The sequence below is a fragment of the Actinoplanes sp. NPDC049681 genome (genome assembly GCF_044465265.1).
Lineage (GTDB): Bacteria > Actinomycetota > Actinomycetes > Mycobacteriales > Micromonosporaceae > Actinoplanes.
The window spans coordinates 94,208-114,419 of sequence record NZ_JBITLP010000006.1 but is presented as its reverse complement, the minus strand read 5'-3'; the positions used below and the strand labels follow the sequence as shown (position 1 = coordinate 114,419).

The following is a 20,212-nucleotide window of genomic DNA, read 5'->3' as shown; positions in this document are numbered from 1 at the left end:
GGCCGGTAGGCCGCGGGTTCGATCCCGTCGTCGGCGCGCAGGGAGGGTTGGCCGAGTGGGAAGGCTGCGGCTTGCTAAGCCGTCGACAGGGCGTAGTCCTGCGCAGGTTCGATCCCTGCACTCTCCGCACCGTCTCGCCGTGGCCCAGCTGGTAGGGGCGCCTCGCTGATAACGAGGAGGTCGGTGGTTCGAATCCATCCGGCGAGACCATGCCTCGGTAGCTCAGGGGAGAGAGCGTCCGGCTACGAACCGGAAGGTCGCAGGTTCGAATCCTGCTCGGGGTGCAAGCCGGGACCTGACGGACCCATCAGGTCTCCACGGGTTGTGGCGCAGCTTGGTCAGCGCGCTCGGTTCGGGACCGAGAGGACGCCGGTTCGAATCCGGCCGACCCGACGCGACACAGGGGAGGAGCCAGCCGACAGTTGGCGCCGGCCGCCGTCTCGAAAACGGTTGGGGCACACGCCCGTGGCGGTTCGACCCCGCCCTCCTCCGCTCGCCCTGCACCACGTCATACCTGCCACGGCCACCGGTCCGCGGCCCCGCCTGTGTAGCTCAATCAGGGAGAGCGCCGTCCTTACAAGACGGATGTTGGGGGTTCGAATCCCTCCGCAGGTACGTATCGTCCCCGCGGTTCGCGGGGCACATGGTGTCCGTAGCTCATCAGGTCAGAGCGCCAGGTCGTGACCCTGGAGGCAACCGGTTCGAGTCCGGTCGGTCACCCTCGCGCGGGCGCGCCGACGCCGGAGAGTCGGGCCTGGCTGTAACCCAGGTGCTTGCTGCTCAGGGGGTTCGAATCCCCCCGCCCGCACCCCGCCCCCGTAGCTCAGCGGAAAGAGCACCAGGTTCCGAACCTGGGGGCCGCTGGTTCGAATCCAGCCGAGGGCACGCAACTACCGTCCGGGACCGCACGGCGCGGACCCGGCGGATGGCCTCGTGGCGTTCCGGGTGGAGCGCCCCGCCTGCAAAGCGGGTGATCTTCCGGTTCGACTCCGGGCGAGGCCTCGTCGCATGCCATCCACTGTGAGTGACAGACACAGCCCTGTCTCGGCACGGCTCGCGCATGTCCGGGCCGGCTCGCGCGGCGCCGGACTCCGGCCGGAGCCGCGGAAGCCTGTTCCCTTGGCAAGCGCCGCGCCGCGTTCCTCCATTGGTCTCGGTCGGCGGGGCTGTCGGTTGGCTTGTGCCGTGACGCTTCTTCCGTTGGCGCCCGTCGCTGGGACTGTCGGGTCGCTCGCCGCGGCTTTCCTCCGCTGGCCCCGGGTCGCTCGCCGCGGCTTTCCTCCGCTGGCCCCGGGTCGCTCGCCGCGGCTTTCCTCCGCTGGCCCCGGGCCGCTCGCCGCGGCGGCCCTCCGCTGGCCCCGGGCCGCTCGCCGCGGCGGCCCTCCGCTGGCCCCGGCTCGCTCGCCGCGGCGGCCTTCGTCCGTTGGCACCGTCCCCGAGACGGTCGGCTGGAGACACGCTGCGACGGAGGTGCACCGCTGATCGTGCCCCGAGGCCGCGGCGGAGAGTGGGACGCCGGCCCGCCGACTGCGCCACGATTACCCGCACCCCGGCCGACATGCCAGCGCCGCGCCGTGACCGCGGGCGCACGTCCGGCGGCGCGCTGGTGATCCGGGCGCTGGTGCGAGCCTCCGGACTCGAGGGGGCCGGTCACCACGCCCATGCCGACCGGCCCGTCTCTGTCGTCGCGCTCCATGCCGCCGGAGCCCAGCCGTGTCAGACGCGGCGCAGCACCGCCACGACCCTGCCCATCACCGTCGCGTCGTCGCCCGGGATCGGGTCGAAGGCCGGGTTGGCCGGCATCAGCCAGACGTGCCCGTCCCGCTGCCGGTAGCTCTTGACCGTCGCCTCACCGTCGATCATGGCCGCCACGATGTCGCCGGGGGTGGCCGTGGGCTGCTGACGTACCACGACCCAGTCGCCGTTGCAGATGGCGGCGTCGATCATCGAGTCGCCCTTGACCTCGAGCATGAAGACCTCGCCCTCGCCGACCAGCTCGCGCGGGAGGGGGAAGAAGTCCTCCACCGCCTGCTCGGCGAGGATGGGGCCGCCGGCCGCGATCCGACCGACCAGCGGCACGTAGGCCGGGGTGGGCCGGGCCGACCGCAGCGTCTCGTCGTCGACCATGTCGCTGGGCGACCGCACGTCCACCGCGCGGGGGCGGTTGGGGTCGCGGCGGAGGAAGCCCTTCTTCTCGAGCTCCTTCAGCTGGTACGCGACGCTGGACGGGGACACGAGGCCCACCGCCTCGCCGATCTCGCGGACGCTCGGCGGGTATCCGTACCGTTCGACCCAGTCCTTGATGAATTCCAGGATGCGCCGCTGACGGGCGGTCAAATCGGCGGTGACCAGGTCCGGAAACTGGCTGACCACCGGGGTGACCGAGCGCAGCTGCGGGGCGTCGGCGCTGCGGGCCCGGGCCGGCGTCCGGCGTCGCATGGCAGCTCTGGTGCTCGTGGCCTCGGGCTTCAGGTCCTTCTGGTCTTGCCGGCTCGTCCGGTCGTCGGTCGACACGTCCGCCCTCCCTATCGGCCACTGCCCTTCAGGGCACGTGGTGCTCGCGGAGCCGGGCATTCGCCGTGGGGATGGACGTCGGCCCGGCTGACCCCTCTTGATGGAGAACCGTATCGGCGCGGTACGACAGATTCAAACATCTGTACGACTTTCTCTCGGCGTGTCGCCCGGAAGTGCTCGACTTCCGTACGCCTGTTCTGATAGACCGTCGTACGGGCGTTCGATCGAACGCGCGTACGAGGGACGTATGCGAGGAAAGGAATATGCCGTGGTAGCCACCGGTATGCGTCAGGGGCGGCCGGCCCCGTTGCGGCTGACGCGGCGAGGGCGGATCGTCGTGCTGACCTTCTTCTTCCTCCTGGCCTCGCTCGCCAGCGCAGTGTTGTGGACCACTGCTTCGCGCGCCGACGATCCGCAGCGAGGTCCCGTCCCCACGGTCGTCGTGCAGCCGGACGACACGCTCTGGTCGATCGCCGAGCGCGTGGCCCCGGGCCGGGCGCCCCGGGAAGTGATCGACGAGATCCGTGACCTCAACAACATCAAAGGCTCTTACGTGTACGCCGGGGACACGCTTCTCGTCCCCCGCGAGGACTGAACGGGTCTTCGTCCGCTGAGGCGGTGACGCTGCTACTCGGCCGCGTGGCCCGCGGTGCGGAGTCGTGGGACCTGGCGGCCGCGCGTGCCGACGGAGACCCGGCAGGTCGGTGCGGTCGTCCGAACCGGCCATCATGCGCCGGCGGCCCTGGTGGCCTGCGGTTCCCATACGGCGGCGCGGTGGGATGCGGGCGATCGCTGCACCGGGGCTCCGGCATTGCGCCCCGCGCCCATCAAGCATGTGGTCAGGTCACGTGCGGTTGCCTCGTGATCCTCGGTGAGTTCCAGCGGGGTGTCGGTTCATCGCGTCGCCTCGTGATGGTCGGTGAGTGCTGTCTTCCGGGCGCCGGCGTCATTGCGCGGCGCCGGGCGTCGCGTCGGCGGTGGCGGCTGGTCACCCGCTGCCGGCCCGCCCGGCTGTGCCGAGGGGATTCAGGCCGCGAAGCGCGACTCGTGTCGGCGGCGGCGACTGGTCGCACCCGCTGTCGGGCCGCCCGGCTGTGCCGAGGGGATTGAGGCCGCGAAGCGCGACGCGTGTCGGCGGCGGCGACTGGTCGCACCCGCTGTCGGCCCGCCCGGCTGTCCCGGGGGCATTCGGACGGCGAGGCGCGCCTCGTGGTGGGGTTCGCCTCATCCACGCCGGTGACGTTCCGATCTTGGCGGGTCGCGCTCGTTCGGCTTCTTGATCAAGGTGATCCGGTGCTGCCCGTGACCGGCGTGGCACCCGTCGTGTTGAGGTAGAAAATGCGGCGCGCCGACGCGCCGGTGAACTTGCGCCGGGGTCGGCAGCGGCCTAACGTCGACCCCAACATCTAGTAGTTACAAGGGTGTAAGTCGTCCACAGGTTGGGGTCAGGTCCCTCCGTAATCCACAGGCTCGTCCACAGTCCGAGGCGGAAAATGATCACCTTGGGGCTGGTGTTCGGCGTGCCCGGATCACGGGAACACCGCAGTCAACTCCCTGGGAACGGCAGCCCGGCGACAGGAGGATCGCGGTGCGGTGCCCGTACTGCCGACACGCCGATTCGCGCGTGGTCGACTCGCGTGAGGCCGACGACGGTCAGTTGATCCGTCGCCGTCGGGCCTGCCCGGAGTGCGGCAAGCGGTTCACCACCGTGGAGGAGGCCGTGCTTGCCGTCGTCAAGCGTAGCGGCGTCACCGAGCCCTTCAGCCGGACCAAGATCATGAGCGGCGTGCGCAAGGCCTGCCAGGGCCGGCCCGTCGCCGAGGACTCGATCGCCCTGCTCGCGCAGCGGGTCGAGGAGACCGTCCGGGCCAAGGGCGCGGCCGAGGTGCCGAGCCATGACGTCGGGCTGGCGATCCTCACCCCGTTGCGGGAGCTCGACCAGGTGGCCTACCTGCGCTTCGCGAGCGTCTACAAGTCGTTCGACTCGCTCGACGAGTTCGAAAGGGAGATCTCCGAGCTGCGTGCGGCCGGCCGCGACGGCGGGAAGGATCCGCTGGCCGACCGCGACGGCAAGGAGGGCCGCGACAAGGACGCGGCGCGCGAGGCCACGGCCGCCAAGGAGGCGGCGCCGCGCCATGTCGTCGCGCCGCGGTCCGGCGGCCGGGCGCCGAAGTTCGGGGATCGGTCGCCCTAGCGGCGTGACGGTGGTCGCGCTCGGGCAACGCGATCGGCGTCTCCTGAGCACTGGGCATCGCTGGGCCCGTACGGAAAAAGCTTGAAAGATGGTGCGGCTCGACAGCCGCGCCGATGTCGGAAAGCGGATCGCGGTGGGGAAGCCGCGATCGTTCGAGGGGGAGCACACACATGGCCGGTGACGGCATGACAGCAGGTAGGCAGCGCAGTCGCGCTGGCAACGGGGGCGCCGCGGTCGGGGGGCTGCGCGTCGAGCGGGTCTGGACGACCGAGGGTGTTCACCCGTATGACGAGGTCGAGTGGGAACGCCGCGACGTCGTGATGACGAACTGGCGGGACGGCTCGATCAACTTCGAGCAGCGCGGGGTCGAGTACCCGGCGTTCTGGAGCGTCAACGCCGCCAACATCGTCACCACCAAGTACTTCCGGGGTGCCGTCGGCACGCCCGAGCGGGAATGGTCGCTCAAGCAGCTCATCGACCGGGTCGTGAAGACCTACCGCAAGGCGGGCGAGGACCACCGCTACTTCGCCTCCCCGGCCGACGCCGAGGTGTTCGAGCACGAGCTGACGTGGATGCTGCTGCACCAGGTGTTCAGCTTCAACTCGCCGGTCTGGTTCAACGTCGGCACGTCGTCGCCGCAGCAGGTCAGCGCCTGCTTCATCCTGTCCGTGGACGACTCGATGGACTCGATCCTGGACTGGTACAAGGAAGAGGGCCTGATCTTCAAGGGCGGCTCCGGATCCGGCGTCAACCTGTCCCGGATCCGCTCCTCCCGCGAGCTGCTCTCCTCGGGCGGCACGGCCAGCGGCCCGGTCAGCTTCATGCGCGGTGCCGACGCCAGCGCCGGGACGATCAAGTCCGGCGGTGCCACCCGGCGCGCGGCCAAGATGGTCATCCTCGACGTCGACCACCCCGACATCGAGGAGTTCGTCTTCACCAAGGCGCGCGAGGAGAACAAGATCCGCGCGCTGCGGGACGCCGGGTTCGACATGGACCTCGGTGGCAGCGACATCGTCAGCGTGCAGTACCAGAACGCCAACAACTCGGTGCGGGTCAGCGACGAGTTCATGCGGGCGGTCGAGGAGGGCGGCACGTTCGACCTGCGTGGCCGGCTGCACGGCGAGGTCATCGAGTCGATCGACGCCAAGAAGCTGTTCACCGACATCGCCAAGGCGGCGTGGGAGTGCGCCGACCCGGGCCTGCAGTACGACGACACCATCAACGACTGGCACACCAACCCCGAGACCGGCCGCATCACCGCGTCCAACCCCTGCTCGGAGTACATGTCGCTGGACGACTCGTCCTGCAACCTCGCCTCGCTCAACCTGATGAAGTTCCTGAACGCCGACGGCGGCTTCGAGGTCCAGAAGTTCGTCAAGAGCGTCGAGTTCGTCATCACCGCGATGGAGATCTCCATCGCGTTCGCGGACTTCCCGACCCCGAAGATCGGCGAGACCACGCGGGCCTACCGCCAGCTGGGCATCGGGTACGCGAACCTGGGCGCCCTGCTGATGGCGTCCGGCCTGCCGTACGACTCGGAGGGTGGTCGCTCGGTCGCCGCCGGCATCACCTCGCTCATGACGGGTACGGCGTACCGCCGCTCCGCGGAGCTCGCCGGGGTCGTCGGCCCGTACGACGGGTACGCCCGCAACGCCGAGGCGCACAAGCGCGTCATGCGCAAGCACGCGGCGGCGAACGACGAGATCCGCCCGAGCGGCGCCGTCGCCACGGCGCTGGTCAAGGAAGCCACCAAGCAGTGGCAGGACGGCATCAAGATCGGCGAGAAGAACGGCTGGCGCAACGCCCAGGCGTCCGTGCTCGCGCCGACCGGCACCATCGGCCTGATGATGGACTGCGACACCACCGGCATCGAGCCCGACCTGGCCCTGGTCAAGTTCAAGAAGCTCGTCGGCGGCGGCTCGATGCAGATCGTCAACCAGACGGTGCCGCGTGCCCTGCGCAGCCTCGGCTACCCCGAGGAGCAGGTCGAGGCGATCGTCGAGCACATCGCCGACCACGGCAACGTCGTGGACGCCCCCGGCCTCAAGCCGGAGCACTACCCGGTCTTCGACTGCGCCATGGGCGAGCGGTCCATCGCGCCGATGGGTCACGTCCGGATGATGGCCGCCGTGCAGCCGTTCATCTCCGGCGCGATCTCCAAGACGGTCAACATGCCCGAGTCGGCGACCGTCGAGGACATCGAGCACATCCACTTCCAGGGCTGGAAGCTGGGCCTCAAGGCGCTCGCGATCTACCGCGACAACTGCAAGGTCGGCCAGCCGCTGTCGGCGGCGAAGCCCAACAAGGCCGCTGCTTCGACCGAGGAGACCCCGGCCGCCCAGGTCGAGAAGGTCGTCGAGCGGGTCGTCGAATACCGCCCGGTCCGCAAGCGCCTGCCGAAGAAGCGCCCGTCGGAGACGGTGTCGTTCTCGGTCGGCGGCGCCGAGGGCTACCTCACCGCGTCGTCCTACCCGGACGACGGCCTCGGCGAGGTCTTCCTCAAGATGTCGAAGCAGGGCTCGACCCTCGCGGGCGTCATGGACGCCTTCTCCGTGGCGATCTCGATAGGGCTCCAGTACGGCGTGCCGCTGGAGACGTACGTCAGCAAGTTCACCAACATGCGCTTCGAGCCGGCCGGCATGACCGACGACCCGGACGTCCGCATGGCCGCGTCGGTGATGGACTACATCTTCCGCCGCCTGGCACTGGACTTCCTGCCGTACGACACCCGCGCCGAACTGGGCATCTTCACCGCCAAGGAGCGCGCGGCCCAGGTCGCGGCCGAGGCGGCGGCCGAAGCGGCCAACGTGGACCTGGCCGGCATGGCCGCGTCCGCGCCGGTGTCCGCCCCGGTGGGCGCCGCCACCGCCCCGGCGGCCCCGGCGGCCCAGGTCGAGGCTCCGGCCGGGGCCAAGGCCCAGGCCGACACGGAGAAGGAGGCGCACTCCTCGACGGAGCTGCTGGAGATCGTCCTCGGCACCTCGGCCGACGCACCGCTGTGCTTCACCTGCGGCACGAAGATGCGCCCGGCGGGCAGCTGCTACGTGTGTGAGGGCTGCGGCTCGACGTCCGGCTGCAGCTGAGTCAGAAGATCCGCGAACCGGGCGCTTCCGCTGCATGCGGAGGCGCCCGGTTCCTTCTTTCGCTCTATCGTTCGGCGTTACCGGGAACGGACCAGCCGGGGTCGCGGCCGGTGAGGCCGAGGATGCGGTCGAGCGGCGAAGCGGTCGGCGGCACCGGAACCTCGGGGCCGTACGCCTTCACCTCGCGACCGAGATCCGCCGTCCGCGCCACCTCGTCGTGCAGGAAGGACAGCACCTCGTCTTCCCAGCGTGGCTCCTGGCCGGTCGCCCGGGCCAGGTCCCAGCCGTGGATGACGATCTCGCCGAGCACCATCCCGCCGACCATCGCCGCCGGCATCTCGGGGCCGCCGCTCATGGTGGCCGTGCCCTGCCAGGCGGCCGGCGACGACCATGCCGCGGCGAGCCGGGTCAGGCCGGCCTCCAGTCCGGTTTCACGGCCGGGCTCCGGACTGGACGGTGGGGGTGCCGGCGAGGCGGCGGCGAGGATCGGCGCCCACTCCCGCAGGTGGGCGAGCAGTGTTCGTACGGTGAAGTCGGCGCACGGGGTGGGTGCCTCGACCTGCTCGGGCCGGATGTGCCGGACCACTGCCAGGGTCGGCTCGAGGGCCGGGGTGAGAAGGTCGTATGCCCGCATGGCCGACGACGATACGACCGGCCCCCGGGCGCCGTCTTGAACAAACGCGACGACGGAAGGAGCGACGTTAGGCTGCGGTCATGTCCCGGGACGCGCGCGAGCTGGGCGGCGCCTGGGCCTCTTTCCAGACCATCACGCACGCCGCCGCACCGCCCGGCTTGTCCTCGGTCATCGACCACTGCTGGACCGCCGACTGGGATCTCCGGGGTCAGGCCCCGTACCGGCAGAAGATCATCCCTACCCCGACCGTCCATCTCGCCTTTCGTGACGGCGTACCGTTCGTCACCGGCCCGGCCCGCCGACACGTCGTGCGCAACCTCGAGGGCCGCGGCTCGGTGTTCGGCATTGCCTTCCGGCCCGGTTGCTTCCGGCCCTTTCTCGGCCGCGCGGTGGCAACGCTGGTCGGCCGCTCCCTCCCGGCCGCGGAGATATTCGGCGTCGCGCCCGGGTGTGCCACCGTCGAGCAGTTCCTCCGCGATCGGCTGCGGCCGGACCCCACCGCCGACGCGGTCGCCGCGATGGTCGATCGGATCCGGCTGGACCGGCGGCTCACCCGGGTCGACGCCCTGGCCGCGGCCGAGGGGATCGGCGTGCGGCGGCTGCAGCGCCTGTTCCAGGAGTACGTCGGGCTCGGCCCGAAGTGGGTCATCCGCCGCTACCGCCTCCAAGAGGTGACCGAGAGGCTGGGCGGCGGGATCGCTCTGCCGGACTGGGCCGCCCTCGCCGCGAAGCTCGGCTACGCCGACCAGGCCCACTTCGTCCGCGACTTCACCGCCATGGTCGGCGAATCACCCTCCGTCTACGCCCGGCGCTATCCGAGTGGCTGACCGCCACTTTAACGGTTAAGTTCGAAGGGTGATGACCGATGAGAACGCCAAGGTCGCCGTCGGTGTCACCTTCGCCACCAACGGGCTGGCTTTCGGCGGGTGGCTCGCACGCGCTCCCGCCATCCGCGACGATCTGAGCCTGTCCCCGGCGGGCTTCGGCCTCCTTCTGCTCTGCCTCTCCGGGGCTGCCGTGGCCGCGATCCCGCTCGCCGGGCCGATCGTGCAGCGGTACGGCCCGGCCCGCTCGGTCCTGGCCGGCAGCATGTCCGTCGTCCTCGGTCTCGTCGGGCTCGGCATCGGCGCGGCCGCCGGGGCGGTGCCGGTCGCCGCGGTAGGGCTCGTGCTCATCGGCATGGGAAACAGCACCTGGGACGTGGCGATGAACGTCGAGGGTGCGGACGTCGAACGGCGGCTCGGCCGTACCTTGATGCCCCGCTTTCATGCCGGTTTCAGCCTCGGCACAGTGGCCGGCGCGGGCGTGAGTGCGGCGGCGGCCGCGGCGGGTGTCTCCGTCACCGCGCAGGTGCTGGCGACCGCGGCCCTGGCCGGCGTGATCATGGTGCGAACCGTGCGCAGCTTCCTGCCCGTGCCCCCGTCGCACGAGGCCGAGGGCCCGCGAGGGCGTGTACGGGACGCTTGGCGCGAACCCCGCACGCTGCTGATCGGCGTCATCATGCTGGGCTTCGGCTTCACCGAGGGCGCGGCCAACGACTGGCTCGCGATCGGCCTCGTCGACGGCTACCACGCGACGGAAGCCGTCGGTGCGATCGGCTTCGGCTTCTTCGTCACGGCGATGACCCTCGGCCGGCTCTTCGGCGGTACGGCGATCGAACGCTGGGGCCGCGTCGTCACGCTCCGCCTGACCGCGGCGTCGGCGTTCGCCGGGCTGCTTCTCGTCGTTTCCGGGATCGGCGTCCCGGCCGTGCTCGTCGGCGCGTTGCTGTGGGGTGCGGGTGCGTCGCTCGGCTTCCCGATCGGCATGAGCGCGGCCGCCGACGATCCGCTGCGCGCGGCGATCCGGGTCTCGGTGGCGGGGTCCGTCGGCTACGGGGCGTTCCTGGCCGGCCCGCCGCTCATCGGCCTGCTCGCCCAGCACTTCGGCGTGCTCCGCGCCCTCTGCGTGGTGGTCGCGGCGATCGGGCTGGGCCTGCTCGGCTCGGGGGCGGCCCGCCCGCTCGGGGACCTCATCGCTCCAGGAAGTCGCCGATGATCTGGGCCAGCAGCTCCGGCTGTTCGACCACCATCGCGTGCGAGGTGTCCGCCAGCTGCAGGTAGTTCATCCTCGGATTGACCTTGGCGCCCTCCGCCGCTTGCTCCACCAGATAGCGGCGGTGCGCCGCGTAGAGCTCCGCGAACGGTTCCTGGTCCGGCAGGTCCCGTGTGGCGAGCACGGCCAGGGTCGGGGCGGGCGTCGAGGCGTACACCGTACCCAGATCAAGATCTTTCATCAGCGTACGCAAAGAGCCGGCCGTCTCCGCGGTCGGCCGCATCGACGTCTCGCCGTCGCGATGCACGAGGTTGCGCCGGAACCCCTCGATCCACACCTTCTCGTTCGCGCCCATGTCCCGGGCTGCCATCTGCTGGCGCTCGACCAGGTCGGGCAGATCCGTGGCCGGGATCGTCCGCCCCGCCTGGGCTTGCGCGGCGTCGAAGACCGAATGCAACCGCGCGAGCTCGCCGGCCGCCTTCTCCGGATCGAGCCCCGGCAGCTGCTCGGTGCGTGCCGGCGGCGGGTTGCCGTCGAGACTGACCACTCCGGGAGCCTCCGGGTGCCGCTGCCCCCACAACACCGCCAGCATTCCGCCGAGCGAGTGCCCGGCCACGGCCGGACGATCCAATTCCATCTGTACGGTCACCGCCGCGATGTCACCGAGCGCGGCATCCCAGGACCACGGGCCGTCGCCGGACCGGCCGTGCCCGCGAAGGTCCATCGTGATCACCCGGTGCCGCGGCCGCAGGGCCCGGGCCAGCGTCGTGAGCATCGCCAGGTTTCCGCCGGCCCCGTGCAGGAGCAGCAGCGGGGGACGATCGCCGCCGAAGTCGCGTACGGCGATGGGCAGCTCCCCGGCGTCGACCAACCGGTCATTGATCATTGCTGTCTCCCTGCTCGCGTTCGTCACTGAGTCTCAACCGGTCCCGGATCGCCGCCGAGGGCACCCCGCCGTCCGGGTGGCGGGGCAGCTTGCCGCGGCGTACCAGGTCGTGCACGCCCTGCCGGGTGATCCCCAGCATCGCTCCGGCGGTGGCCAGCGAGACCGCCTCGGCCGAGGGGTGCCCGACCCGCCGCGCCACCACCCGTCCGAGCGGCGTACGCCACCAGTCCAGCGGGGGATCGAAGGCCCGGTCCGACGGGTAGAGCGTGGCGATCAGCCGCAGCACTGCGCCGGCAGCCGCCCGGTCGTCGTCGCCGCGCATCAGATCGGCCCACCGGCCCGCCCGGATCCGCATCAGCCGGCGCAGCGGGTCCACCGCGTCGTCGCCCTCCAGGAGGATCTCTAGCGGATCCAGCAGCCGCACGTCGAGCAGTCGCACGATGTGCTCGACCAGTTCGGCTCGCGTCGGCACCCCGCCATCCTTCCGCTACTTGACGAGAAGTGTCAAGTAGCGCCCGCTAGGGTCGGAGGGGTGGACACGCCGGCACCGCGACCCCTCACCGAGCCGCACCCGTCCCGCCTCGCCGCTGACCATCCGCGCCGGGCGGAGATCCTCGCGGCCCACGCCGAGGCGCTCACCGGGGGCCAGGCCGGCTACCTCGACCCCGACACCGGACTCTTCGTGCTCACGGCAGCCTTCCTCGCCAAGCGCGGCACCTGCTGTAGCCGGGGCTGCCGTCACTGTCCGTACGTCGATGGTGTCTGACCCGGACTTTCGCCGGCGCCCCCGGCCGAGTACGGTGTGCCCGAATTATTCGGGAGGACACAGGTGCGCAAGCGTCTCATCGCCCTCGGCGCCGCCGCGGCGCTGCTCGCACTCGCCGGCTGCTCGGACAAGAAGGCCGACGCCGCGAGCCTGCCTCCCGTACGAATAGTCCAGCAGCCGGCGGCATCCGCCGGCGGGGCGTGCATCCTCTGGGACTACGCGTTCATCAAGGAGAAGATCGGCGTCGAGTTCACGATCGCGGCTTCGGACCAGGTGGACGACACGTCGACCTGCGTGGTGCAGACGACCACGGCGGAATGGCCGTACCTGGCACTCTCCGTGGTCGAAAGCACCAAGGCCGACGCCAAGCTGTTCACCCAGGCGCTCACGCCGGCCAAGGCGACCAAGTTGAAGGGTCTGGGCGAGGCCGGCTACCGCCTCGTGACGAAGCCGTCCGGCGGGCACGGACCGACGGTCGAGATCGGCTGGCTGAGTGAGGCGAAGCAGTTGCAGACGCTGCGCTTCACCTTCGCGAAGGGTGCGGCGAGCGGGGACGTCAAGCGGATGCAGACGAGCCTGCTCTCCCTGGCGAAGGCCATGAACACGACCAACGGTTGAGCAGCGGCCCGGCCGGAGCGGGCGGCGGATCGCCGCCGATCAGTGTGCGTCGACGAAGACCCGCGAGGCGACCTCGCGCGGCAGCCGGATCTTGTCGCCGGACCGGTCGATCGTGACGCCGTCCCGCTCCTGATTCACCGTCACCGTCGCACCCGGGTCGATGCCGGCCGCGTGCAGCTGCCGCAGCACACCGGCGTTGGTCTGCACGCTCTCACAGATCCGCCGCACCACGACGCTGCCGCTCAGCCCGGGGAATGCCAGGTTGCGCTCGCCGGCGTTGACGACCGTGGCGCTGCTGTCCAGCGGCTCCTCCGGCGGGAGGCCCAGCACCTCGAGGCCCGGGATCGGGTTGCCGTACGGCGAGCGGGTCGGCCGGTTGAGCAGCTCGTAGACCTTGCGCTCCACGGAGTCGCTCATCACGTGCTCCCAGCGGCAGGCCTCTTCGTGCGCCTCCTCGTACGGCATGCCGATGACGTTCACCAGCAGCAGTTCCGCGAGGCGGTGCTTGCGCATCACCGCGACCGCCGCGACCCGGCCCTGCTCGGTGAGAAGCAGGTGGCGGTCGTTCTCGACGGTCAGAAGGCCGTCGCGCTCCATGCGCGCGACCGTCTGGCTGACCGTGGGGCCGCTCTGGTGCAGGCGCTCGGCGATGCGTGCGCGCAGCGGCGGCACGCCCTCCTCCTCGAGCTCCAGAATCGTGCGCAGGTACATCTCGGTGGTATCGACGAGATCATTCACGGTGCGGCCCTCCCAGCAGCGATATTACCTCGTAGCCGGGGGTTGACTTTCGCGCCGACGAGGTGGGTGAGCAGACCTTACCGGACCGGTCGGGACGATGCCCGGAAGGGACAAATCACCCGACCCGATCGCTCTCGGCCGGCGCCGACCGGCAGTCGCGCAATCCGGCCCGGCCGCCACGCCGTTTCTGTCGGACCGGCGTGGCAGAGTGACCGGCATGGCGGACGGCACGACGGCAGTGATCTGGGACGAGGCGCTGCTCGCGTACGACATGGGTGATCACGCGCTCAACCCGGTCCGGGTCGAGCTGACCATGGCCCTCGCCCGTGAGCTGGGCATTCTCGACCGGCCCGGGGTCCGTACGATCGTGCCCGCCCCGGCCGACGACGAGGCGCTGACCCGGGTGCACCGCCCCGACTACCTCGACGCCGTGCGGATGGCGCCGATCGACCCGTTCTTCCGCGGCTGGGGCCTCAACACCCCCGACAACCCGGTCTTCGACGGCATGCACGAGGCGTCCGCCCGCATCTGCGGCGCCACGATCGCGGCGGTCGAGGCGGTCTGGTCCGGCGCTGCCACCCGCGCCGTCAACGTCTCGGGTGGCCTTCATCACGCCATGGCCGCGCGCGCGTCGGGCTTCTGCGTCTACAACGACCCCGCGGTCGCCATCGCCCGCCTCCTCGACCTGGGCGCGGAACGCATCGCCTATGTGGACATCGACGTCCACCACGGCGACGGCGTGCAGGCCGCCTTCTACGACGACCCCCGCGTCCTGACCGTCAGCCTCCACGAGTCGCCCCTGGCGCTGTTCCCCGGCACGGGCTTCCCCGACGAAACCGGAGGACCCCAGGCCGAGGGTACGGCGGTGAACATCGCCCTCCCGCCCGGCACGACGGACACCGGCTGGCTGCGCGCCTTCCACGCGATCGTGCCCTCGGTGGTGCGCGCGTTCGAGCCCCAACTCCTGTTCACCCAGTGCGGGGCCGACGCGCACCGCCTCGACCCCCTCGCCGACCTGCGCCTGACGGTGGACGGCCAGCGAGCCGCATACATAGCGCTGCGAGCCCTGGCCGACGAGGTGTGCGACGGGCGCTGGGTCGCCACGGGCGGCGGCGGATACGCCCTCGTGGAGGTGGTCCCCCGAGCCTGGACCCACCTGCTGGCGGTGGCAACCGGCGAGCCGCTGGACCCCACCACGGCGACGCCCCCTGCCTGGCGCAAGCTCGCGGCAACCCGCTGCCCGGGCCGCACGGTCCCGGCCGACCTCACCGACGGCGTCACGCCACCCGTCGAACGATGGGAACCGGGCACGGCCAACGACCCGGTCGACAAGGCCGTCATGGCAACACGGATGGCGGTCTTCCCGCTCCACGGCCTCGACCCCCACGACCCCCGCGACTGACCGGCCCCGACCGTGCGGAACGCCCCCAGCCCCACATCCCCGCCAACCCGCCCATCGGGATCGCCCGGCGCGGCGGCGCCGCGCGCGACCGGGCGGGCGGTGACCCACCGGGCCCTGTGTCGTCGGGCATGGGCGCGAGTGGGAAGGGTCGTGCTGGGCGGCCGGGATGGCTGCGGTCGGGCGGGTGCGCGCTGGGCGGCGGCGACGGCCCGGAGCGCGTGGGCCGGGAGCGCGTGGGCCGGGAGCGCGTGGGCCGGGAGCGCGTGGGCCTGGAGCGCGTGGGCCTGGAGCGCGTGGGCCTGGAGCGCGCGGGCCGGGAGCGCGTGGGCCGGGAGCGCGTGGGCCGTGCGGTGCCGGGTGCGGGCAGGAGTGACCCGCACGGAGCTGTGCGGCGTGGTCGGCTGCGGCCGGGCGGTCCCACCCGCCGGGCGGCCGACGGCCGGTCCAGGCCGGACCCGGACGTCGCCGAAGGCCCGAGGGAGCCGGCCCGCGTCCGACGGCTTTGATTCCCGCGGCTCTTCGGCCCGGACCGCGGCGCGGCAAGCTGGGCGATGCGTGCGGCGGCGCCGCTCGTCCGGCGCCAGACTTGGGAGGTGACACCGGTGACCAGAGAAGCCGACGTGCTGCTCTCCGACGGCAGCGCCGTGCACCTGCGTCCCATCCGCCCCGACGACGCGTCCGCGATCGTGGACTTCCACTCACGGATGAGCGACCGCACCCGCTACCTCCGCTACTTCTCCCCGTACCCGCGCATCCCCGAACGTGACCTCGAGCGGTTCGTCAACGTCGACCACCGCGATCGGGAGGCGTTCGTCATCGTCTCCGGCGCGCGGATCATGGCTGTCGGACGGTACGAGCGGCTCGGGCCCGGGTCGCCGGAGGCCGAGGTGGCGTTCGTCGTCGAGGACGCGCATCAGGGGCGGGGCATCGGATCGGTGCTGCTCGAGCACCTCGCCGACGCCGCCCGGGAGAACGGCATCTCGCGGTTCGTCGCGGAGGTGCTTCCGCAGAACGGCGGGATGCTGCGGGTGTTCAGCGACTTCGGCTACCAGGTTCAGCGGAAGTACGCCGACGGCGTCGTGCACCTCGGCTTTCCCATCGCCCCGACCGAGAAGTCCCGGGAGGTGCAGGAGAGCCGCGAGCAGCGTACGGAGGCGAAGTCCATCGCGCGGCTGCTGCACCCGCGCGGTGTCGCCGTGTACGGCGCGAGCGCCAGTGGCCAGGGTGTCGGCGCGGCCGTGCTGGCGCACATCCGGGACGGCGGTTACACCGGAAGCATCGTGCCCGTGCACCGCAGTGCCGAGCGGGTGGCGGGGCTGCCGGCGTACCGGTCGGCGGCCGCGGCCGGTGTTGCGGTTGATCTGGCGCTCATCGCCGTACCCCCGGACGGGGTCGCGGACGCCGTGGCCGACGCCGCCGCCGCGGGCGCGGGGGGACTGGTGGTCGTCTCGGCCGGCTTCGCCGAGGCCGGTCCGGAGGGCGCGATCGCCCAGCGGGCCCTGGTCGACGCGGCGCACGCTGCCGGCTTGCGCGTGGTCGGCCCCAACTGCCTGGGAATCGCGAACACCGATCCTTCCGTACGCCTCAACGCCACGTTGGCGCCGCTGCTGCCGGCGGCGGGCCGGGTGGGCTTCTTCAGCCAGTCCGGCGCGCTCGGCGTGGCGTTGCTGGCCGAGGCCGACCGCCGGGGGCTGGGCCTGTCCAGTTTCGTGTCGGCGGGCAACCGCGTCGACGTCTCCGGCAACGACCTCCTGCAGTACTGGCAGGACGATCCGGGCACCGACGTGGTCCTGCTCTACCTGGAGACGTTCGGCAACCCGCGCAAGTTCGCCCGGCTGGCGCGGCGGATGAGCCGGGTCAAGCCCGTCGTCGCGGTGGCGTCGGCGACGCGCCCGCCGGGGCTCGCCGGCGACCTGCCCGGGCCGGACACGAAGGCGGTGACCGCGCTCTTCGCCAGGTCCGGCGTCATCCGTGTCGATACCGTCGCCGAGCTGTTCGACGTCGGTGTCCTTCTCGCCAACCAGCCGCTGCCGTCCGGCCGCCGGGTCGCCGTGGTGGGCAATTCCTCGGCGTTGTCCGGGCTCGCGGTGGCCGCCTGCCGGGCCGAGGGGCTCGTCGTCGCCGACGGATATCCGCACGACATCAGCCCGCAGGCGAGCGCCCACGATTTCGCCGATGCGCTGGCCGACGCGGCGGTGGACGACCGGGTCGACGCCCTCGTCGTGGTGTTCGCTCCGCCCCTGCCCGGCCAGTTGCCGGACGAGGACGCCGACTTCGCCGCGGCTCTGGGCAGCGTGGCCTTGGCGGGGGAGAAGCCGACGGTCGCGACGTTCCTGCTCGGGCGGCTGCCGGCGAAGGTGCCGTCGTACCCGTCGGTGGAGGAGGCGGTACGCGCGCTGGGCCGGGTCGCCGGTTACGCCGACTGGCTGCGCCGGCCGCCGGGCGTGCTGCCGGTGCTGTCCGGTGTGGACGCCGCCGCGGCCGAGGTCGAGGGGTCGCCGGCCGAGCTGCTGGCCGCGTACGGGATCCCGCTCGAGCCCTCCACGTACGCGTCGACGATCGACGAGGCCACCGCGGCCGCCGCCGCCCTCGGGTATCCGGTGGCGCTGAAGGCGGCGGGGCGGGCGCTGCGTCACCGCATCGACCTCGGCGCGGTCCGCCTCGCGCTGGCCGACGAGGACGACGTCCGCGCGGCCTACCGGGAGCTGGCGGCGGCGTTCGGGCCGCACGTGCTGGTCCAGTCGATGGTCGCGCCGGGGGTGGCCTGCACGGTCGAGGTGGTGGAGGATCCGGCGTTCGGGCCGGTGGTCGGCTTCGGTCTCGGCGGCGTGGCCAGCGAACTCCTCGGCGACCTCGCCTGGCGGGCGGCACCCCTGACCGACCGCGCCGCCGAGGCCCTGGTCGATGAGCCGCGTGCGGCGCCGTTGCTGCACGGCTACCGGGGCTCCGAGCCGGTCGACCGGGACGCGCTGATCGACCTGCTGCTCCGCGTCGGCCGCCTGGCGGACGAGCATCCCCGCCTGCGCGCCCTCTCGCTGAACCCGGTCCTGGCCCGCCCGGACGGGTACGCGGTCCTGCACGCCTCGGTGGAGATCGGCGAGACCGGCACCCGGCAGGACACCGGCCCCCGCCGGCTCCACACCGCTTGAGTCGAGCCGGGCCGCCCGCTTGCCCGGAAGCCTTGGTTCCTCTACGGTAACCGTTACCAGAGAGGAACCAATGACTGCGGACCCGGTTTTCGACGCCCTCGGTGACCCGATGCGGCGACGGATCGTCGAGCGGCTGCACACCGGACCCCTGCCGGTCGGTGAGCTCGCCGCCACCTTGCCGGTCGGCAGACCGGCCGTCAGCAAGCACCTCAAAGTCCTCGAGGGTGCCGGCCTGGTCGAGCATCGCAGCGTCGGCACCCGGAACCTGTACCTGCTGGCGCCGCCGGGTTTCGTCGCCCTCCAGCAATGGCTGGTGCAGACCTGGGACGCAGCCCTGTCCGCGTACGCGGACGACGTCACCGCCCAACAGGAGGACGCATGAAGGCCCTGCCGCCGATTCGCCGCCAGGTCGCCGTGCCGGCCGCGGCCGACGTCGCATTCCGGGTCTTCGTCGAACGAATCGGCGCCTGGTGGCCCCTGGCCCGGTTCAGCGTCCACGGCGAGAAGGCGACTGTCGAGTTCCGTGACGGCCGTCTGATCGAGACCGGCCCGGACGGCGAGGTCGCCGAGTGGGGCACCGTGCTGCAGTGGCGGCCGCCGCACGAGCTGCGGATGACGTGGCACCCGGGGCGCGGTGCGGACCGGGCCGGCGAGGTCGCAGTGCTCTTCGTGCCGGTCACCGCGGCGCAGACCCTGGTGACGATCGAACACTCGGGCTGGGAGAACTACCCGGACCCGGTCGCCGGCCGGCAGGAGTACCGCAACGGATGGCCGGCTGTCGTCGGCGCGTTCGCGGAGCAGATCCCCGGAAACGCCGACGGCGGTGAACCGGTGTGGCTCGTGCTGCACCATACGGCCGCGCCCGGCGTCGACGACGTGTTCGCCGATCCTCGCTTCGCCGGTCATCCGGCCTTTCTGGCGCGGCTGCGGGAGCGCGAGATCCTCGTCGCAGCCGGTCCGTTCCCGCTCAGCGGTGAGGGCATGACCATCCTGCGGCTGAGCGACGCCTCGCAAGTGCCGGACGTGGTCCGCGCGGCGAACGAGGACGATCGCAGCGTCGCCACCGGCCTGCTCGAGGTCCACGTCCGCCCCTGGACACCGATGATCACCGGTATGACGCTGAGCTGAGCGGGCGGCGCATACCACAGAACGGGGGTTGCCGACATTGCCGATGCAGGTGAGCACAGCCCCCCTGAGCTGCTGATCTTCACCCGGAACCCTTCCGGATCTGCGGCGGTTGAGGTTGGCTGCCGGAATCTCAACGCCTGGATCACCCCAGTGGAGGAAGCCTTGCGTCGTTCCGCTTTCGTGGCGTCGCTGTCCGCAGCGGCCGCGGCGGTCGTGCTGACCGTCGCGTCGCCCGCATCGGCGATCAATACCTACAACTCGCAGCCGGCCCCCGAGCGCACCGAGGTCGGCGCCCTGATCGTGCAGTGGGACGAGGACGGTGACCCCGCCACGCCGGACGTCGTCGACTGGTACTGCTCCGGCACGATGATCGACACCGACGTCTTCCTGACCGCCGCCCACTGCACGACCGACTGGGCCCCCGGTGCCCGGTTCTACGTCTCGCTGGCCCAGGACGTGCAGGGTGCGCTGGACGCGGCGAAGGCGGTGCCGGGCCGTACCCCCGCGCAGGTCGCCGCGGCCGTCGGCGTCGCGGGCACCGAGCACACCAGCCCCGCCTACCCGGGCAACTCCGCCGACTCCCACGACATCGCGGTGATCACGTTCACCGATAAGCAGGCCGCCGCGCTCGCGAGCCGCTGGTCGTTCACCCCGGCCACGCTGCCGGCCCGCAACCAGCTGGCCTCGCTGGGCAGCCGTACCTTGGCGGCGTCCGAGTGGCTGGCCGCGGGGTACGGCACGCAGGAGGCCCAGCGTGGCCCCGGCGGTCAGACCCACCCCGGCGGCGGCGTACGGATGAAGGCGTCCCTGGGCTTCAATGCGCTGAACCCGACCTGGGTGCGTCTGGCGATGAACGAGAGCCGGGGCTTCGGCGGCGCCTGCTACGGCGACTCCGGCGGCCCGAACTTCCTGACCGTCGGCGGCAAGCGGATGCTCGCCGCCACGACGATCACCGGCGACGGGCCCTGCTACGCCACGAACGTGGTGTACCGGATGGACACGGACACGGCCCGTACGTTCCTCGGGCAGTACGTGACGCTGCCGTAGGGCGAACCACAGCGACGAC

The 20,212-nt window shown here is 71.7% G+C and carries 16 protein-coding genes, 10 tRNA genes and 1 pseudogene; 22 read left to right on the top strand and 5 right to left on the bottom strand.

Features of this window, described 5'->3' with window-relative positions; translation table 11 throughout:
• The first annotated feature begins 41 nt into the window (after positions 1 to 41).
• The 10 genes from ACIBO8_RS22360 to ACIBO8_RS22315 all read left to right on the top strand — a co-directional run bounded on the left by ACIBO8_RS22360 (position 42) and on the right by ACIBO8_RS22315 (position 1,002).
• Positions 42 to 127, top strand: a tRNA-Ser gene (locus ACIBO8_RS22360).
• A gap of 6 nt (positions 128 to 133) precedes the next feature.
• Positions 134 to 210, top strand: a tRNA-Ile gene (locus tag ACIBO8_RS22355).
• Between the two features lies 1 nt (position 211).
• A tRNA-Arg gene (locus tag ACIBO8_RS22350) sits at positions 212 to 284 on the top strand.
• A gap of 34 nt (positions 285 to 318) precedes the next feature.
• Positions 319 to 393: transfer RNA gene (locus tag ACIBO8_RS22345), tRNA-Pro, on the top strand.
• 11 nt (positions 394 to 404) lie between these two features.
• A tRNA-Ser gene (locus ACIBO8_RS22340) sits at positions 405 to 492 on the top strand.
• A gap of 49 nt (positions 493 to 541) precedes the next feature.
• Positions 542 to 615: transfer RNA gene (locus ACIBO8_RS22335), tRNA-Val, on the top strand.
• Positions 616 to 645: 30 nt separating this feature from the next.
• Positions 646 to 721: transfer RNA gene (locus tag ACIBO8_RS22330), tRNA-His, on the top strand.
• 4 nt (positions 722 to 725) lie between these two features.
• Positions 726 to 808, top strand: a tRNA-Tyr gene (locus ACIBO8_RS22325).
• 4 nt (positions 809 to 812) lie between these two features.
• A tRNA-Arg gene (locus ACIBO8_RS22320) sits at positions 813 to 885 on the top strand.
• Between the two features lie 42 nt (positions 886 to 927).
• Positions 928 to 1,002, top strand: a tRNA-Cys gene (locus tag ACIBO8_RS22315).
• Positions 1,003 to 1,716: 714 nt separating this feature from the next.
• Here the strand turns inward: ACIBO8_RS22315 and lexA are convergent.
• Positions 1,717 to 2,514 carry a transcriptional repressor LexA gene (gene lexA / locus ACIBO8_RS22310; protein ID WP_396117219.1) on the bottom strand — a complete coding sequence of 266 codons (798 nt, stop codon included), beginning with the start codon at positions 2,512 to 2,514 and terminating at the stop codon, positions 1,717 to 1,719.
• A gap of 268 nt (positions 2,515 to 2,782) precedes the next feature.
• Between lexA and ACIBO8_RS22305 the strand changes: the two genes are divergently transcribed.
• The 3 genes and pseudogenes from ACIBO8_RS22305 to ACIBO8_RS22295 all read left to right on the top strand — a co-directional run bounded on the left by ACIBO8_RS22305 (position 2,783) and on the right by ACIBO8_RS22295 (position 7,791).
• A complete protein-coding gene (locus ACIBO8_RS22305; RefSeq protein WP_396117218.1) occupies positions 2,783 to 3,109 on the top strand; it encodes a LysM peptidoglycan-binding domain-containing protein in 327 nt (108 codons plus the stop codon).
• Between the two features lie 993 nt (positions 3,110 to 4,102).
• Positions 4,103 to 4,558: pseudogene (gene nrdR / locus ACIBO8_RS22300) on the top strand (transcriptional regulator NrdR); the annotation flags it as partial.
• A 320-nt stretch (positions 4,559 to 4,878) separates the two neighbouring features.
• Positions 4,879 to 7,791, top strand: coding sequence for a vitamin B12-dependent ribonucleotide reductase (locus ACIBO8_RS22295; RefSeq protein ID WP_396117217.1), 2,913 nt, complete (start codon positions 4,879 to 4,881; stop codon positions 7,789 to 7,791).
• Positions 7,792 to 7,855: 64 nt separating this feature from the next.
• Here the strand turns inward: ACIBO8_RS22295 and ACIBO8_RS22290 are convergent, their stop codons facing one another.
• The gene (locus tag ACIBO8_RS22290) at positions 7,856 to 8,425 is read right to left on the bottom strand and encodes a TIGR03086 family metal-binding protein (protein WP_396117216.1); all 570 of its coding nucleotides are present in this window, start codon (positions 8,423 to 8,425) and stop codon (positions 7,856 to 7,858) included.
• Positions 8,426 to 8,505: 80 nt separating this feature from the next.
• Between ACIBO8_RS22290 and ACIBO8_RS22285 the strand changes: the two genes are divergently transcribed.
• Together ACIBO8_RS22285 and ACIBO8_RS22280 are read left to right on the top strand one after the other, a co-directional pair.
• Positions 8,506 to 9,252 (top strand): DUF6597 domain-containing transcriptional factor, encoded by a 747-nt coding sequence (locus tag ACIBO8_RS22285; RefSeq protein ID WP_396117215.1) that lies wholly within the window; start codon positions 8,506 to 8,508, stop codon positions 9,250 to 9,252.
• Between the two features lie 31 nt (positions 9,253 to 9,283).
• Entirely contained in the window at positions 9,284 to 10,462 is a 1,179-nt protein-coding gene (locus ACIBO8_RS22280; RefSeq protein WP_396117729.1) for an MFS transporter, read from the top strand.
• Here the strand turns inward: ACIBO8_RS22280 and ACIBO8_RS22275 are convergent.
• Both ACIBO8_RS22275 and ACIBO8_RS22270 read right to left on the bottom strand, forming a co-directional pair.
• Positions 10,437 to 11,345: an alpha/beta fold hydrolase gene (locus ACIBO8_RS22275; RefSeq protein ID WP_396117214.1), complete on the bottom strand. Its 909-nt coding sequence runs from the start codon at positions 11,343 to 11,345 to the stop codon at positions 10,437 to 10,439. The genes ACIBO8_RS22280 and ACIBO8_RS22275 overlap by 26 nt on opposite strands.
• Positions 11,335 to 11,817, bottom strand: a complete 483-nt coding sequence (locus ACIBO8_RS22270; RefSeq protein ID WP_396117213.1) for a hypothetical protein — start codon at positions 11,815 to 11,817, stop codon at positions 11,335 to 11,337. Before ACIBO8_RS22270 ends, ACIBO8_RS22275 begins: the two co-directional genes overlap by 11 nt.
• 60 nt (positions 11,818 to 11,877) lie before the next feature.
• Here ACIBO8_RS22270 and ACIBO8_RS22265 point away from each other — a divergent pair, with 60 nt between their 5' ends.
• Positions 11,878 to 12,111 carry a DUF5522 domain-containing protein gene (locus ACIBO8_RS22265; protein WP_396117212.1) on the top strand — a complete coding sequence of 78 codons (234 nt, stop codon included), beginning with the start codon at positions 11,878 to 11,880 and terminating at the stop codon, positions 12,109 to 12,111.
• A 63-nt stretch (positions 12,112 to 12,174) separates the two neighbouring features.
• Positions 12,175 to 12,729, top strand: a complete 555-nt coding sequence (locus ACIBO8_RS22260) for a hypothetical protein (RefSeq protein ID WP_396117211.1) — start codon at positions 12,175 to 12,177, stop codon at positions 12,727 to 12,729.
• 39 nt (positions 12,730 to 12,768) lie between these two features.
• Here ACIBO8_RS22260 and ACIBO8_RS22255 read toward each other — a convergent pair whose 3' ends face one another.
• The gene (locus tag ACIBO8_RS22255; RefSeq protein WP_396117210.1) at positions 12,769 to 13,467 is read right to left on the bottom strand and encodes a metal-dependent transcriptional regulator; all 699 of its coding nucleotides are present in this window, start codon (positions 13,465 to 13,467) and stop codon (positions 12,769 to 12,771) included.
• A gap of 217 nt (positions 13,468 to 13,684) precedes the next feature.
• On the opposite strand from ACIBO8_RS22255, the gene ACIBO8_RS22250 reads away from it, so the two are divergent.
• From ACIBO8_RS22250 to ACIBO8_RS22230, 5 genes are all read left to right on the top strand, one after another.
• Positions 13,685 to 14,869 (top strand): acetoin utilization protein AcuC, encoded by a 1,185-nt coding sequence (locus ACIBO8_RS22250; RefSeq protein ID WP_396117209.1) that lies wholly within the window; start codon positions 13,685 to 13,687, stop codon positions 14,867 to 14,869.
• Between the two features lie 551 nt (positions 14,870 to 15,420).
• On the top strand, positions 15,421 to 18,018 hold the full coding sequence (locus tag ACIBO8_RS22245; protein ID WP_396117208.1) for a GNAT family N-acetyltransferase: 2,598 nt from the start codon (positions 15,421 to 15,423) through the stop codon (positions 18,016 to 18,018).
• 70 nt (positions 18,019 to 18,088) lie between these two features.
• On the top strand, positions 18,089 to 18,400 hold the full coding sequence (locus ACIBO8_RS22240; RefSeq protein WP_396117207.1) for an ArsR/SmtB family transcription factor: 312 nt from the start codon (positions 18,089 to 18,091) through the stop codon (positions 18,398 to 18,400).
• Positions 18,397 to 19,146, top strand: a complete 750-nt coding sequence (locus tag ACIBO8_RS22235; RefSeq protein WP_396117206.1) for an SRPBCC domain-containing protein — start codon at positions 18,397 to 18,399, stop codon at positions 19,144 to 19,146. Before ACIBO8_RS22240 ends, ACIBO8_RS22235 begins: the two co-directional genes overlap by 4 nt.
• Before the next feature lie 162 nt (positions 19,147 to 19,308).
• Positions 19,309 to 20,193, top strand: a complete 885-nt coding sequence (locus tag ACIBO8_RS22230) for a trypsin-like serine protease (RefSeq protein WP_396117205.1) — start codon at positions 19,309 to 19,311, stop codon at positions 20,191 to 20,193.
• Positions 20,194 to 20,212 lie beyond the last annotated feature (19 nt).